Annotated in this window: 17 protein-coding genes; 9 read left to right on the plus strand and 8 right to left on the minus strand. The window is 56.4% G+C overall.

The window, feature by feature from the left end; all coding sequences use genetic code 11:
* Positions 1-135 precede the first annotated feature (135 nt).
* Entirely contained in the window at positions 136-2,082 is a 1,947-nt protein-coding gene (gene thrS, locus Q1A43_RS11560) for a threonine--tRNA ligase (RefSeq protein WP_299935240.1), read from the plus strand.
* Between the two features lie 49 nt (positions 2,083-2,131).
* Here the strand turns inward: thrS and Q1A43_RS11565 are convergent, their stop codons facing one another.
* On the minus strand, positions 2,132-2,599 hold the full coding sequence (locus tag Q1A43_RS11565; RefSeq protein ID WP_299935242.1) for a GNAT family N-acetyltransferase: 468 nt from the start codon (positions 2,597-2,599) through the stop codon (positions 2,132-2,134).
* A 382-nt stretch (positions 2,600-2,981) separates the two neighbouring features.
* Between Q1A43_RS11565 and Q1A43_RS11570 the strand changes: the two genes are divergently transcribed.
* The 4 genes from Q1A43_RS11570 (at position 2,982) to Q1A43_RS11585 (ending at position 5,531) form a co-directional block, all read left to right on the plus strand.
* On the plus strand, positions 2,982-3,287 hold the full coding sequence (locus tag Q1A43_RS11570; protein ID WP_299925660.1) for a DUF2282 domain-containing protein: 306 nt from the start codon (positions 2,982-2,984) through the stop codon (positions 3,285-3,287).
* A gap of 61 nt (positions 3,288-3,348) precedes the next feature.
* Complete coding sequence (locus Q1A43_RS11575; protein WP_299935244.1) at positions 3,349-4,197, plus strand: DUF692 domain-containing protein; 849 nt, start codon at positions 3,349-3,351, stop codon at positions 4,195-4,197.
* Between the two features lie 11 nt (positions 4,198-4,208).
* A complete protein-coding gene (locus Q1A43_RS11580) occupies positions 4,209-4,946 on the plus strand; it encodes a DNA-binding domain-containing protein (protein WP_299935247.1) in 738 nt (245 codons plus the stop codon).
* Between the two features lie 12 nt (positions 4,947-4,958).
* Positions 4,959-5,531: a DoxX family protein gene (locus Q1A43_RS11585; RefSeq protein ID WP_299935250.1), complete on the plus strand. Its 573-nt coding sequence runs from the start codon at positions 4,959-4,961 to the stop codon at positions 5,529-5,531.
* Between the two features lie 17 nt (positions 5,532-5,548).
* On the opposite strand, the gene Q1A43_RS11590 is transcribed toward Q1A43_RS11585, so the two are convergent.
* On the minus strand, positions 5,549-5,917 hold the full coding sequence (locus Q1A43_RS11590) for a hypothetical protein (protein ID WP_299935253.1): 369 nt from the start codon (positions 5,915-5,917) through the stop codon (positions 5,549-5,551).
* On the minus strand, positions 5,910-6,227 hold the full coding sequence (locus Q1A43_RS11595; RefSeq protein WP_299935256.1) for an ArsC/Spx/MgsR family protein: 318 nt from the start codon (positions 6,225-6,227) through the stop codon (positions 5,910-5,912). Before Q1A43_RS11595 ends, Q1A43_RS11590 begins: the two co-directional genes overlap by 8 nt.
* 222 nt (positions 6,228-6,449) lie before the next feature.
* Between Q1A43_RS11595 and Q1A43_RS11600 the strand changes: the two genes are divergently transcribed.
* Positions 6,450-6,656, plus strand: coding sequence for a cold-shock protein (locus Q1A43_RS11600; RefSeq protein ID WP_299925674.1), 207 nt, complete (start codon positions 6,450-6,452; stop codon positions 6,654-6,656).
* A gap of 176 nt (positions 6,657-6,832) precedes the next feature.
* Entirely contained in the window at positions 6,833-7,141 is a 309-nt protein-coding gene (locus Q1A43_RS11605; RefSeq protein WP_299925679.1) for a hypothetical protein, read from the plus strand.
* 15 nt (positions 7,142-7,156) lie between these two features.
* Here the strand turns inward: Q1A43_RS11605 and Q1A43_RS11610 are convergent, their stop codons facing one another.
* Entirely contained in the window at positions 7,157-8,062 is a 906-nt protein-coding gene (locus tag Q1A43_RS11610; RefSeq protein ID WP_299935258.1) for a LysR family transcriptional regulator, read from the minus strand.
* A 127-nt stretch (positions 8,063-8,189) separates the two neighbouring features.
* On the opposite strand from Q1A43_RS11610, the gene metF reads away from it, so the two are divergent.
* Both metF and Q1A43_RS11620 read left to right on the plus strand, forming a co-directional pair.
* Entirely contained in the window at positions 8,190-9,053 is an 864-nt protein-coding gene (gene metF / locus Q1A43_RS11615; protein WP_299935260.1) for a methylenetetrahydrofolate reductase [NAD(P)H], read from the plus strand.
* Positions 9,054-9,130: 77 nt separating this feature from the next.
* Entirely contained in the window at positions 9,131-9,577 is a 447-nt protein-coding gene (locus tag Q1A43_RS11620) for a hypothetical protein (RefSeq protein ID WP_299935263.1), read from the plus strand.
* Between the two features lie 4 nt (positions 9,578-9,581).
* On the opposite strand, the gene Q1A43_RS11625 is transcribed toward Q1A43_RS11620, so the two are convergent.
* The 4 genes from Q1A43_RS11625 to Q1A43_RS11640 form a co-directional block, all read right to left on the minus strand.
* Entirely contained in the window at positions 9,582-10,493 is a 912-nt protein-coding gene (locus Q1A43_RS11625; protein WP_299935266.1) for a 3-keto-5-aminohexanoate cleavage protein, read from the minus strand.
* 82 nt (positions 10,494-10,575) lie between these two features.
* On the minus strand, positions 10,576-11,358 hold the full coding sequence (locus Q1A43_RS11630; protein ID WP_299935269.1) for a carnitinyl-CoA dehydratase: 783 nt from the start codon (positions 11,356-11,358) through the stop codon (positions 10,576-10,578).
* Positions 11,355-13,433, minus strand: coding sequence for an acetate--CoA ligase family protein (locus Q1A43_RS11635; protein ID WP_299935273.1), 2,079 nt, complete (start codon positions 13,431-13,433; stop codon positions 11,355-11,357). Before Q1A43_RS11635 ends, Q1A43_RS11630 begins: the two co-directional genes overlap by 4 nt.
* Before the next feature lie 58 nt (positions 13,434-13,491).
* A complete protein-coding gene (locus Q1A43_RS11640) occupies positions 13,492-14,652 on the minus strand; it encodes an acyl-CoA dehydrogenase family protein (RefSeq protein WP_299925700.1) in 1,161 nt (386 codons plus the stop codon).

Genomic DNA, 14,652 nt, shown 5'->3' on the forward strand with positions numbered 1-14,652 from the left:
GGTGGGAGCCCTCTGGGCCAAGGGCCACAACATCCCCGCTTGACACACCGTTCTCACAGGCGCAAAACCCCAGCCGAACAATATACCCGCAACCGGGCGCTTCGTGGGCGCCAAACTGACGAGGAGAGCCAACAGATGGCCCAAATCTCTCTCACATTTCCCGATGGCAACGCGCGTGACTACGACGCAGGTGTGACCCCTGCCGAAGTCGCGGCATCCATCTCCAAATCCCTCGCCAAGAAAGCCATTTCGGCGACCGTCAATGGCGAACATTGGGATCTGCAATGGCCGATCAACGAAGGCGCAAGCATCGCCCTGCACACCATGCAGGATGACGAACAGGCGCTTGAGTTGATCCGCCACGATTTTGCCCACGTGATGGCCCGCGCGGTTCAAGAAATCTGGCCTGATACAAAGGTCACCATCGGCCCTGTTACCGAGCACGGCTGGTTTTATGACTTTGATCGCGCTGAGCCTTTCACACCCGAAGACCTTGGTGTCATCGAGAAGAAGATGAAAGACATCATCAACGCCCGTGATGCGGTTCGCACCGAAATCTGGGATCGTGATGTAGCGCGCAAATTCTATGAGGACGCAGGCGAACCTTATAAGGTCGAGCTAGTCGACCGCATTCCCGAAGGCGCGGACATTCGCATGTATTGGCATGGCGAATGGCAAGACCTGTGCCGCGGTCCGCACCTACAACACACCGGCCAACTGCCCGGCGATTCATTCAAATTGATGGGTGTTTCCGGCGCGCATTGGTTTGGCGATACCTCGCGCCCGATGCTACAACGCATCACCGGCATCGGGTTTCGCAACCGCAAAGAACTGCAGGCGCATCTGAACTTCCTCGAAGAGGCCGCCAAACGTGATCACCGCAAGCTTGGCCGCGAGATGGACCTGTTCCACCTGCAACCCGAAGCGCCCGGCCAAATCTTTTGGCACCCAAATGGCTGGAGCATTTACACCATGCTCCAAGATTACATGCGCCGCGCCCAAACCCGCGGCGGCTATGTCGAGGTGAACACCCCGCAGGTTGTTGACCGCAAACTGTGGGAAGCCTCGGGTCACTGGGAAAAGTATCAGGAAAACATGTTCATCGTCGAAGTGGACGAAGAGCACGCCCGTGAAAAGGCGATCAACGCACTCAAGCCGATGAACTGCCCCTGCCATGTTGAAATTTTCAAACAGGGTCTGAAGAGCTATCGCGACCTGCCCCTGCGCATGGCCGAATTTGGCTCCTGTGCGCGCTACGAACCTTCGGGCGCTCTGCATGGCATCATGCGGGTGCGGGGCTTTACTCAAGATGACGCGCATATTTTCTCGACCGAAGCGCAAATCGCCGAGGAATGCGCCGAATTCATCAAATTCCTGTCCGCCGTCTACAAAGACCTCGGGTTCGAAGACTTCCGCATCCTATTCTCGGACCGCCCCGAAACCCGTGCCGGTAGCGATGACGTTTGGGACAAGGCCGAAAGCGCCCTTCTTGACGCGACCCGCGCCGCCGGGATTGAACCGGAAATGAACCCCGGCGAAGGCGCGTTCTACGGGCCCAAGCTGGAGTTCAGCCTGACCGACGCCATCGGCCGGGTTTGGCAATGTGGCACCTTCCAGGTCGACTTTGTGCTGCCCGAACGGCTCGACGCACATTATATTGGCGCAGATGGTGACAAACACCGCCCCGTCATGTTGCACCGGGCGTGTTTGGGATCGTTTGAGCGCTTCATCGGGATCTTGATCGAAGAACATTCCGGCCGTTTGCCGTTCTGGATTGCGCCGCGTCAGGTGGTTGTCGCCTCGATCACATCCGAGGCCGATGATTACGTGCATGAGGTTGTGGCCGAGTTGAAAGCCGCAGGCGTGCGTGCCGAAGCCGACATTCGCAATGAAAAGATCAACTATAAGGTCCGCGAACATTCGGTCGGCAAAGTGCCGGTGATCTTGGCCGTTGGTCATCGCGAAGTCGAAGAGCGGACCGTGACCGTGCGCCGCCTTGGGGAAAAACAGACCAAGGTCGAAAGCCTTGTCGATATCGTGACAAGCCTGTCGGCGGATGCAACGCCCCCCGATCTGCGCTGATCACATCATATATAGCAAAGTCAAAGGCGGCCCCAGTTGGCCGCCTTTCTCATGCACTCACGTCATAGCGTTTGCGTACCCTGCCCGGCTCGGTCGCATAGGTCTCAAACCCTATACGCTCGTAATAGGCCAAACCACCGGCATTCTGATCTCCAATCGCCGCATCCAAAAAGCGAAGCCCATTTAGACGTGCCGTTTCGCGGGTTTGGGTAAACAAAGCCTTACCGATCCCCTGACGGGCGGCGTCCGGGTCAATATGAGTGCCAACAATCCCCCAACCTTGGGTAAGCCCATACTCATTGCCCGCACTGGCGCGCACCAAAACCTGAAGCCCCAAGGGAGTGCCACCTTCCGAAACCGCAAGGCAACAAGACAGGACATCGGGGTGATCTATATAACGACCCAGAACGTAGTCAGCCGTGTCCGGCAAACTCCGCTGCCCAATCGCGGTCAGTTTCTTTAGAAACACGCTGATCCCATCGGCATCGTCTGGCTGCGCCTGTCGAATGTGCACCATCTTGACCTCCTACATTGTTTAGAAATGGTTTTTTGACGCAAAATCGGCGCTATGGAAAGCCGTCACCAAAGAACAAGCCATCTGACAGACATGACAAAACCTGTGAGCAGCGCCAGATTCACGGGCAATTCTCGTGATCGACTGTAACAATTGACAGGATTTTTGGCGTCAAAGCCGCGAAATTGTTTCGCCGCCTTTGGTTTCGCCCAATGGATTCAAGAAAAAGACAGCAATTTCATTCACAGTCCGCGCACGGCAGCTAACGCGCCCGTGATGCACGCGCCCGTGATTAGCGATTGAGGGGTGAATTGGGCCAATCTGTTTTCACCGGACGGCAAAGTCGCCGCCCGGAACCAGTTTTTGAAACCAGAGGAAATCACCCATGTCCAACACCATCAAAACCGTTGCTCTCGTTAGCGCCGTTGCAGCTTCTTTCGCCGCCCACGCAACCACCGCAACCGCAATGGACAAAGAAAAGTGCTTTGGCGTGTCGCTGGCCGGTAAAAATGACTGCGCCGCAGGCCCAGGCACAACCTGCGCCGGGACATCCAAAGTTGACTATCAGGGCAACGCCTGGACCTTGGTAGACGCCGGCACATGCGCCTCGATCGAACTGCCCGCGATGGCAGACGGCAAAGCCCGCATGGGCTCTCTTGAGGAGCTGGAGCGCGATCTCCCAGCGTCCTAAGTCTCTGGTTGGGGCGGGTTTTCCCGCCCCTATGCCGTCTAATTCCAACCCCGAGGCCCCTATGTTCGATCACGCAAATGCCCTGCCCCCGCTCCCCGGCGTTGGCTACAAACCTCAGCATTTTTCCGAGATTTTGGACAATCCCGCACCAGTTGGTTGGCTCGAAATTCACGCCGAAAACTACATGGGTGACGGTGGTCGCCCCTTGGCGCAACTGCGCGCCCTGTCCGAACGCTTTCCCATTTCCGTACATGGTGTTGGCCTGTCGATCGGCGGTGAAACCCGCCTTGATCCAGAGCACCTTGCCCGCCTCAAACATCTCGTCAGATGGCTCAACCCGGCTAGCTTTTCCGAACATCTGGCTTGGTCCACCCATGACAGCCATTTTCTCAATGATCTTCTCCCCTTGCCCTATACGGACGACACACTCACACGCGTTGCCAACCATATAGATGAGCTGCAAGAGGCGATTGGACGCCCGATGTTGTTGGAAAACCCGTCGTCCTATTTGGCGTTTGAACAAAGCACGTGGAGCGAAACGGATTTCTTGCGCGAAGTGGCGCGGCGCACCGGCTGTGGTTTGCTTTTGGATGTGAACAACGTCTTTGTTTCCGCAACAAACCTTGGTTATTCACCCCAAGGTTACATCGCCGACTACCCCCTTGATCTTGTAAGGGAAATTCACCTTGGCGGCCATGATGAAGACCACGATGACCATGGCGCGCCGCTCCTGATTGATAGCCACGGACGCGAGGTTGCTGATCCGGTTTGGGCCTTGCTTGATCTCACCCTTACCCAATCTGGCCCCAAACCGCTTTTGATCGAATGGGACACCGATGTGCCCGACTGGCCGGTTTTGGCCGCCGAAGCCGAGCGCGCCGCGCAGGCCCTCGCCCGCGTAAACGCTTGAAAGGCATCGGTATGACCACACAAAGTGATTTTCGCGCCGCGCTTTTGGACGCTGCCCTACCGGTCCCCCCCGGCTTGCTTGATGGTCAGGGGCAACCCGCCGGCCGCCGCTACGCGGTCTATCGCAACAACGTCGCGGTTTCATTGGCCGAGGCATTGGAAACGGCCTTTCCCGCCGTGTCCAAACTTATCGGCGCAGAGAATTTCGCCAAAGCCGCCGGGTTGTTTTTACGTCAAGAACCACCCTCGTCACCGTTGATGATGCATTACGGCGCAGGCTTTCCAGAATTCCTAGCAAGTTTGGAACCCCTGCAATCCATTGGCTATTTGGCCGATGTGGCCCGTCTCGAGCAGGCCATGCGCCAAAGCTATCACGCCGCCGATGCCAGCGTATTGGACCCGTCCCGCCTGCAATCGCTCAGTGAAGACCAGTTGATGAGCGCGCGGTTGATCTTGGCCCCATCGGTCCGGTTGCTACGATCCCCGTGGCCGGTTTTAGCGGTCTACAACTTCACGATGAATGACGGCGCACAACCCGACGCCGTAGCCCAAGATGTTCTTGTGACCCGACCTGACTATGACCCGGTGCCGCATCTTCTCCCGTCTGGAGGCGCGGATTTCGTATCGGCCCTCCAAAACAACTTAACATTTTCTGACGCGATGGCCGCGGCGGGCGCGGAATTTGATTTGGGTCCAACCCTCTCCGTCCTGCTCTCCGGCGGCGCGCTTAGCGACATCATTTCAACCTAAGGAGCCATTGCCATGGATCGTCTTGTTTCTCTTCATTCCTCGGTATTTGGCGCGATTGAGCGTTTCGGTGACGGGCTGCTCCCCTTGCTGTCACGACTAATTTTTGCCGGTGTCTTGCTGGTTTATTTCTGGAAATCCGCGCTGACCAAAGTTGGCGACGGTTTCTTTGGGCTCGTGTCGCCCTCGGTTGGTGCCTACGCGCAGATTTTCCCGAAACAGCTCGAGGCCGTCGGCTATGACAGCTCACAGCTCAGCGTTTTTCATTGGGCCGTCGTCGTCGCCGGAACATGGGCTGAATTCATCCTGCCCCTGCTGATCGTCGTCGGCTTGTTCACCCGTCTGGCTTCGCTAGGTATGATCGGCTTTGTTGTGGTGCAAAGCCTGACCGATCTTTACGGCCATGGCGGCATCGAACATGTCGAAACGCTTGGGGCATGGTTTGATGGCGCACCGGATTCGGTGATCATGGATCAACGCGCCTTTTGGATGCTGCTGTTGCTGACTTTGGTGATCAAAGGGGCTGGTGTCGTGTCCGTCGACAAGGTCCTGCAGATGCGGCATGTGGGCCAAGCGGCCCACGCCTAAAACTTACGAACGGCTTGTCAGAAGTGTGCCTTTGGCTCATCCGGTTTTCCGGCGGCCAAGGCCAAAACACCCGCCAAACCAGCAAAGGCAATCGGGAACATTGTGAAGACATTGAACCCAAAGGCGTAATACATGCCGCCCGCCGACAAGAGCAACAAGACCCCGCCCCATAACGCGCGGGCTTTGGCCATTGCGCCCCCCGCTATGGCCAACATAGGAGACACGAGCGAAAAGAACCGCACCAGATCGGGGTTCTTGAAAGTTCCAAAAACCTCCCCCAATTCAGTGTACTCGCGCACAAGCTCCGTATAGCCAAAACCGAAAAAGCCGACGATCATGCCGAAAACCCCGGCGATGATCCCCAGTGTCAGAGCCGCATTACGCATCCAAAAGCTCCGCCTGAACCGCCTTATCCCAGCCTAACCACATCCGATCACCGTCGATGATCAGCGGCCGTTTCATCAAAGTTGGATGCGCCAAAATCAACTCAACCGGCGTTCCAACACGCTCGGATTCTGGCAAATTACGCCAAGTTGCAGATCGGGTATTGAGCAATTTTTCGCCGAAGCGCTCATGTGCCGCATCCAGAATATCTTTGGCGACGCCGTCTTCCCTTACGTCAACAAAATCCACCTGATCCAAGGCTTTACGGGCCTTTCTGCAAGTATCACATGTCTTTAATCCATAGAGGACCATGATTTCTCCTATGCTGATAATCTTCACATAAGCCTCTGCAAATTGAAATACGAGGGAGTTTTTCTTGCATTTTTCCCGCAACCAACGAAGCTATTCGCGTTACTTTCGATGATCAGCCGCGAACCGGATCATTTCCCGGCGCGTCTGAAAGGCGATTGCGACAGGGGGGTCCAGCACATTGCCGGATCATTAAGATAGACTTTGGAAAGGAGCACGGGGATCATGCCGACAGGCACCGTGAAATGGTTCAATACCACAAAAGGCTACGGCTTTATTGCGCCCGATGATGGCGGCAAAGACGTTTTTGTACATATCTCAGCGGTTGAGCGGTCCGGATTGACCGGATTGGCCGACGATCAGAAGGTCAGCTTTGAATTGCGGGAAAACCGCGACGGGCGTGTCATGGCCTCGGATCTCGAGCTGGTCTAAAACATCACCACATAGACAAGAAAAACGCGGGCTGTGCGCGGCCCGTCGTTTACGAAGTTGGGCTGCGTTTCATCGACCACTACATTTTGACCTAAGTGCAACCTGTAATTTGGGCCCGTAAAAGGGTCATCCGTGTTAAGGTTTTTTCCATACACTGCAATTGTATGGGACCTGCCATGAAAGACCATATCATCAGAATCGGCATTGCGATTGTCGTCTGCGCGGCAATTGTCGCAGGTGCCCAAACTCTTCCGGCACTGACCGAACCAAGCGTTTCATCAAGTGCCGTGGCCAAAATGGCCAAAAGATCCGCCTTTCGACCACGTCAGTTTTGCGCTGCATCCATGAGCGGTGTTGATTGTGCCTGCTTTGAACAAAAAGCGGCTCAGATATTGGCAACAAAACAAGAGCGGATTTGGGGATGGAGCTATGCGAACCAACTTGATCTAGCGATAGAACAAGGGCGCGAAGGCTGCTCATCATAACTTTGCTCGAGCGGGCTAAGCTTGCTGTAACCGCAAGGCTTCTTTCCCGGCACTGGCAATCAACTCCTTCATAAAGGGCTTGTCTAAATCCTCGGTCCGTGTTGCCGCATAAAGACGGCGGGTCAGCCCCTCTTTTGTCAGCGGCCTTGTGATATAATCAGAGCTATATTTCACCTCGCGCACCACCCAATCAGGCAAGACCGACACACCGCGATTTGAGGCCACAAGCAACAAGATCACCGCCGTTAGTTCGACCTGCCGAATTGATGCCGGTTCAACCTTGGCCGGGGTTAAAAGCTGGCTGAAAATGTCCAACCGCGCACGATCAACGGGATAAGTAATTAGGGTTTGACCACGAAAATCCTCGGCTTCGATATAGTCTTTTGCGGCCAAGGGGTGGTTGGACGCGGCCACAAAGACCGGGCTGTAGTCAAACAGAGGGGTAAATGTGACGCCTGCGATGTCTTCGGGATCGGACGAAATCACCACATCGACCTCTTCCTTGATCAACGCTGGCAACGCATCAAAGGCCAAACCGGGGCGAATATCCACATCCACATCCGGCCAGGATTTCCGAAAACCCTCTAGCACCGGGAACAGCCATTCAAAGCAGGCATGGCATTCTATCGCGATATGTAACCGCCCCGAACTTCCGGCGCGCAACCCCATAAACTCTTCTTGCAGGGCTTCGATTTGCGGCAAAATCTGATTGGCCAACCGCAACAAACGCATCCCCGCTGCCGACAATTTCAGCGGCTTGGACCGGCGTACAAAAAGCTCAACTCCGGCTTGATCCTCAAGCCCTTTGATCTGATGAGACAGCGCAGATTGCGTAATATTGAGCTGATCCGCTGCCTTCGCGAGACCGCCACATTCATGTATGGCTTTGACCGTGCGCAGGTGGCGAAACTCGATATGCATATTTGCCTCATGTTTGTGATGAGAATTATGAATTTGCTTCACCAATGCCAAAATGCGACAAGCAGCGCAAGTAAAGCGACCTCCGCCCGGCCAATATGGCACGACAAAACAAGCACAGGACCCTCCCATGCGCCCGCAAATCTCGTTCGAATTCTTTCCGCCCCGCAATGTTGAGGGCACGTTTCGGCTCTGGGATGCTGTTCAGGTGCTCTCGCCGTTGGACCCACGTTTTGTGTCGGTCACTTACGGTGCCGGTGGAACCACGCGTGATCTGACCCGTGATGTTGTTGCGACACTGCACAAGCATTCCGGGTTGGCCACCGCCGCGCATTTGACCTGTGTTGATGCTACCCGCGCCGAAACCTTGGAAATTGCCCAAGGCTTTGCCGCCGCTGGGGTTTCTGACATTGTTGCCCTGCGTGGTGACCCGCCAAAAGGTGCGGAAAAATTCACCCCCCACCCCAACGGGTTTGCAAATTCGGTCGAGCTGATCGAAGCGCTTTCGGAGACCGGTGATTTCAACATTCGCGTTGGTGCCTACCCCGATATCCACCCCGAAGCCGCCGATGCGCAGGCTGATATCGATTGGCTCAAGCGCAAACTGGATGCCGGTGCCTCCGAAGCTCTGACCCAATTCTTCTTTGAGGCCGAGACATTCCTGCGGTTCCGCGATGCCTGCGCCAAGGCGGGAATCGACAAGCAAATCATCCCGGGCATCCTGCCAATTGAAAACTGGAAAGGCGCACGCAACTTTGCCAAACGCTGTGGCACCCATATTCCGGCCTGGGTCGATGATGCCTTTGGCAAGGCGGCCCGCGATGGTCGCGAAGATCTTTTGGCGACGGCCATTTGCACCGAGCTGTGCAGCGAATTGTTGGACGAAGGCGTTGAAAATCTGCACTTTTACACGCTCAACCGCCCCGAGTTGACCCGCGACGTATGTTTTGCCCTTGGTGTAACACCCAACGCCAAACTAGAGCACGTGGCCTAAAAACTCCTTGCGCGTGCCATGTTTTGATCACCTATAAAGGGTATTTGTTATTCCAATTGCCCTTTATAGAGTTTTCCATGCGTGACCTAGCTCAAAAAACCTACCTGCTGCTGCTCCGTCTATCGGGCAGCTATACACTCGCTTTTTCCTGTCTCTATGTCGCGGCGTTGCCAAGGGCCTTTGACCGGGATGCCTCTGTTCTGATCCCCAGCATTCTGGTGCTCGGTATTGCCTCGGCGGCTCTGACCTTGGCCGTTCCAAAATGGACACCAAGCTCCCTCTCGCATCCCAACTCCGGCATCCATCTCCTTCAAAACGCTTTTGGTTTGGCCATTGCGACCATCGCCTTTGCGCTGATGCCAATGACGGCTTTGATCATTTGGGATATATCCGAGCCACTCTCCAAAAACCTATCCGTGCTATTGGGATTGATTGCCTTTGGCCTCATGGGATTGTGTTGGTGGCTGGCTCTGGCATTGGCCATTTGGCCGCGCCCCGAAGATGCCTCCGGGGCGATGGCCTAGCCCGTTAAACCGGTGCGCGCTTGGTCAGGCCCAGTTTGGCGCGGACCTCATCCGGGCCAATCACCCGCGCGCCCATCCCCTCGATCACACCACGGGCGCGGGTCACAAGCTGCGCGTTGGTGGCCAAAACGCCCTTGTCCAACCACAAGTTGTCCTCAAGCCCGACCCGAACGTTGCCGCCGGCCAAAACCGCCGCCGCCGCATAGGCCATCTGATTGCGCCCCAAAGCAAAGGCGCTAAACGTCCAATCATCGGGCACATTATTGACCATCGCCATAAAGGTGTTGAGATCATCCGGCGCGCCCCATGGCACCCCCATGCAAAGCTGTACCAAGGCCGGGCTGTCCAACACCCCCTCTTTGACCAACTCCTTGGCAAACCACAAATGCCCGGTGTCAAAGGCCTCGATCTCAGGTTTCACCCCCATCTCGGTCATCATCTTGCCCATGGCCCGCAACATACCCGGCGTGTTGGTCATAACATAATCGGCTTCGGCAAAATTCATCGTGCCGCAATCAAGCGTGCAAATCTCGGGCCGGCATTCTGCCACATGGGCGACGCGTTCCTCGGCCCCGATCATGTCGGTTCCCGCCTTATTGACCGGAAAAGGTGCGTCAGTCGGGCCAAAAACAATGTCGCCGCCCATGCCAGCCGTTAGGTTCAACACAATATCGACGTCGCTATCACGAACACGATCTGTCACTTCCCGATAAAGCTTCACGTCCCGCGATGGCACACCGGTTTCCGGGTCACGTACATGGCAATGTACAATCGCCGCCCCGGCTTTGGCCGCGTCAATCGCACTCTCAGCGATCTCTTTGGGGGAACGTGGTACATGCGGGCTGCGGTCTTGGGTGCTGCCCGAACCGGTGACAGCGGCGGTGATGAAGACCTCTTTGTTCATGGTCAATGGCATGGCTGCCTCCTTTCAATTTTAATGCAACGTCGGGCGGGATGGTGGGCGGGGCGACGTGACCCGGCACGAGCGGCGACAAACATCACCGCCCCTTCCAAACCGGATCCCGCTTTTCGGCAAAGGCCTTGGCCCCCTCCAACTGATCCTCACTGCGATACAATTTCTCAACTGTTTCAAACTGCGATTTGGTGATCTTGTTCAACGCGTCTTGAAACTTCATATCCTCGGCCTCGCGCACCACTTCCTTGATCGCCGCAAACACCAAGGGTGGACCGGCCGCCAAAGCATCCGCCATCTCGCGCGCTTTGGCCATCAAATCACCGGCAGGGTGAATTTGATTAATCATCCCCCAACGCGCCGCCTCTTCGGCATCTAACCAACGGCCTGTGAACAACATTTCCATCGCGATGTGGTATGGTATGCGCTTGGGTAGCTTGAGGCTCGCCGCATCCGCCACCGTTCCAGACCGGATTTCCGGCAAGGCGAAACTGGCGTGTTCCGCCGCTAGAATAATATCGCCCGACAGCGCCAATTCCAAACCACCGCCACAGCAAATCCCATTCACCGCCATGATCACCGGCTTGTTCAAGCCGCGCAGCTCTTGCAACCCGCCAAAGCCGCCAACCCCATAATCACCATCGACGGCGTCCCCATCGGCGGCGGCCTTCAAATCCCACCCGGGACAGAAAAACTTCTCACCCGCGGCTGTCACAAGCGCGACGCGCAACTCCGGATCGTCACGAAATTCGGTGAACACTTCACCCATGATCCGACTTGTGGCCAAATCAATCGAGTTTGCCTTGGGCCGATCCAGTGTCACTTCAAACACATGGCCACGACGCTCGGTTCGAATAGGTCCTGTCATGCCTGTTTCTCCAATCTGATCAACGCATCCACCGCCACGGCCCCTTTAGGGAGACATAGCAGCGGGTTAATTTCAACTTCGCCAACCGCCCCCGCATGGGCAATCACATAGTCCTGAACCGCAAGAACGGCGTTTACAATCGCCTTCACATCCGCCGCCTCTGCGCCCCGATACCCGGACAACAATGGCGCGATCCGCAAAGTTTCCAGTGCAGAGACAAGCCCCCTCTCGTCCACCGGCAGCAAAAGCGACATCGTATCCTGCATAAGTTCAGTCAAAACCCCGCCCGCGCCCAGCGTCAAAACATAGCCATGCGCCGGGTCGCGCGTCACCCCAACCAACACCTCGGCCAAGGCCCCCGAAATCATCTGTTCCACTAGGTAGTCTTGCGCGGCCATGGCTTCTGCCGCCTCAATCACATCCGACGGTGAGCAAAGGTTTACTTTCACCGCCCCGGCCTCGGTTTTATGGGCAAAGCCTTCACCCTTCAAAACAACTGGAAACCCGATTTCCTGCGCTGCATTCGCCGCCTCTTCAACTGAACAAACACGGCGTGAAAGTGGAACCATCAACCCATGCTCTGCCAAGGTCGCCTTGGCGGCCCCTTCGCTCAAAATCGATTGGGTATCCGCCGCATCCCCCGTCCCAGTCGCAGAACCGGCACCGTTTTGAGGGCGCAATATTGGCGTTGACGCAGGCCCATGTGCCCCCAACCAAACCGCTGCCGACAACCCTTCCAAGGCTTCCCCAATACCAGAGAGCGGGATCACACCGCGCGCCATCAAATCTTGGGCCACATGCTCTGGCATTGTTTCCGGTAAGCTGGCCAATACCGCCATTGTCCGCCCGGTCTCTTTTGCCGTGGCAACCACCGCATCGGTGACCCTGTCCCACTCCGCGGCATCACAGCGATCTAACCGCGGGAAATCCAACACAACGACCCCCAGAGCCAAAGCCCCCGTTGCCATCATCGCGCTGAAACAAGCGGTCATCGCGGGGCCGTCGTTCCAGATGTATGTATGGTAATCCAAAGGGTTGGCCAAGGCGACCTTGGGTCCAAGCGCCGTTCGCAAGGCCTCTTCTTGATCTGCACCCAACGCGGGAAAGTATAGGTTCGAACCAAGGACACTATCAGCCATCAAACTGGCCTCGCCGCCCGAACATGACATCGACGCGATCCCACCATGTTCCAACGGACCGCTGCAATTCAGAACCTTCAAAGCCTCCAAAAGCCCCGCCAATGTCCCAACTTGCGCAATACCAAGCCGGGCCAGTAAGGCCCGTGCCCCCGCATCCGACCCCGCCAGAGACGCCGTATGAGAGATCGTGGCAGCACTGGCTTGTTCGGACGCGCCGACCTTGAGAGCAACAATACGTTTGCCAAGATTGAATGCCTTGGCGGCCAAGGCTTCAAAGCGGCGAATGTCTGCAATCCCTTCGATATGCAAACCAAGGGCCGTGACCCGAGGGTCATCCAAAACCGCCATGCCCAGCTCGGCCAAATCCGTTTGGGCCTGATTTCCAACGGTGCCTAGATACGCAATCGGCAACCCGCGTGTTTGCATGGTCAGGTTCAAAGCGATGTTCGAGCTTTGCGTCAAGATCGCGACGCCGCTTTCGACCTGCGTCATACCGTGGTGATCCGGCCACAGGGCGGCACCATCTAACGCATTGATAAAGCCATAACAATTGGGGCCCAATATACGCATTTGACCGGCAGCAGCAAGCAACGCAGCTTGAAGGTCGGCACCATTTCCTAGCTCGGCCTGTGCCTCTTGAAACCCCGATGCAAAGCACACGGCCCCGCTGGTACCGCGTTCCGCCAATTGCCGAACCGCCTCAACCGTAACCTCGCGGTTCACACCAACAAAGGCCGCGTCCGGTGCCGAAGGCAGCACGTCGATCGACGCATAGGCCGCCACACCGCCAACCTCGGACCGTTTGGGATGAACCGGCCAAATATCCCCAGCAAACCCAATTTTGCGACATTCCCGAATGACGTTGGCGCACCACGCCCCCCCGCCAATCACCGCGATGCTCTGCGGCTTCAACAAACGCGACAGATTATCCGACATGTGCCCTCGCCTCTTGCGGTGCAAATTCCGTGCACGGAATTTGGCCCAGCCTCACGCTTTATGCTCCCATTGGGCGAAAGAGATCGCGGCTGATAATATGGCGCTGAATCTCAGACGTGCCGTCCCAAATCCGTTCAACCCGCGCATCGCGCCAAAAGCGCTCAATCGGGAAGTCATCCATCAACCCCATGCCGCCAAAAATTTGCAACGTCGTATCCGTCACCCGCGCCAACATTTCGCTGGCATAAAGCTTGGCCGAGGCAATTTCTCTGTTCGCTGGCAAACCTTGATCCAAACGCCATGCGCCCGACAATGTCAGCCAATCCGCCGCGTCAATTTCGGTGATCATATCGGCGACCTGAAAACTCACGCCCTGAAACTTGGCAATCGGCTGGCCAAATTGTTTACGCTCGGCGGCATAGTCCAAAGCATAGTCAAAACAGCGCCGCGCCCGACCGACGCAAAAGGCCGCCACGGTCAAACGGGTCGCATAGAGCCATTCGTTCATGACCTCAAACCCGCCATCCACCTCGCCCAAAACCTGCGCATCCGGCAGGCGGCAGTCATCAAAGCTCAGGATGTAATTCTTGTACCCTTTGTGGCTGACCGAGTGATAACCCTCGCGGACGTCAAAACCCGGATGGCCACGGTCGACCAGAAAACAGGTGATGCGCTTTTTCGGTCCCTTGGGCGTGTCATCTACACCTGTCGCCACAAAAACGATAAAGAAATCAGCATGTTCCGCACCAGAAATAAAATGCTTGGACCCATTCACAACCCAATCACCACCATCGCGCTGAGCCTGACATTTCATCCCACGCACATCTGACCCGGCATCCGGTTCCGTCATTGCCAGCGCATCCATCCGCTCGCCCCGCACCGCAGGCAGTAGGTATTTGTCACGCTGGTCACCGGCGCAGGCCATCAGGATATTTTGGGGTCGGCCAAAGAAATGCGTGAGCGCCATAGACCCGCGGCCTAGTTCACGTTCGACCAAGGTGAAATCCATGTGGGTCAGGCCAGCGCCGCCAACCTCTTCGGGAAAGTTGCAGGCGTAGAAGCCAAGATCGATGCATTTCTGCTTGATCTGCTCCCCCAGCTCATGAGGCACCTGCCCGCTGCGCTCAACCTCGGCTTCATGGGGGTAAATCTCGTTTTCGACAAAACTGCGGACGGTCGAGACGATCATCTCCTGCTCTTCTGACAAACCAAAATGCAT

It is taken from the genome of uncultured Pelagimonas sp., assembly GCF_947498515.1.
Classification (GTDB): Bacteria; Pseudomonadota; Alphaproteobacteria; order Rhodobacterales; family Rhodobacteraceae; genus Pelagimonas.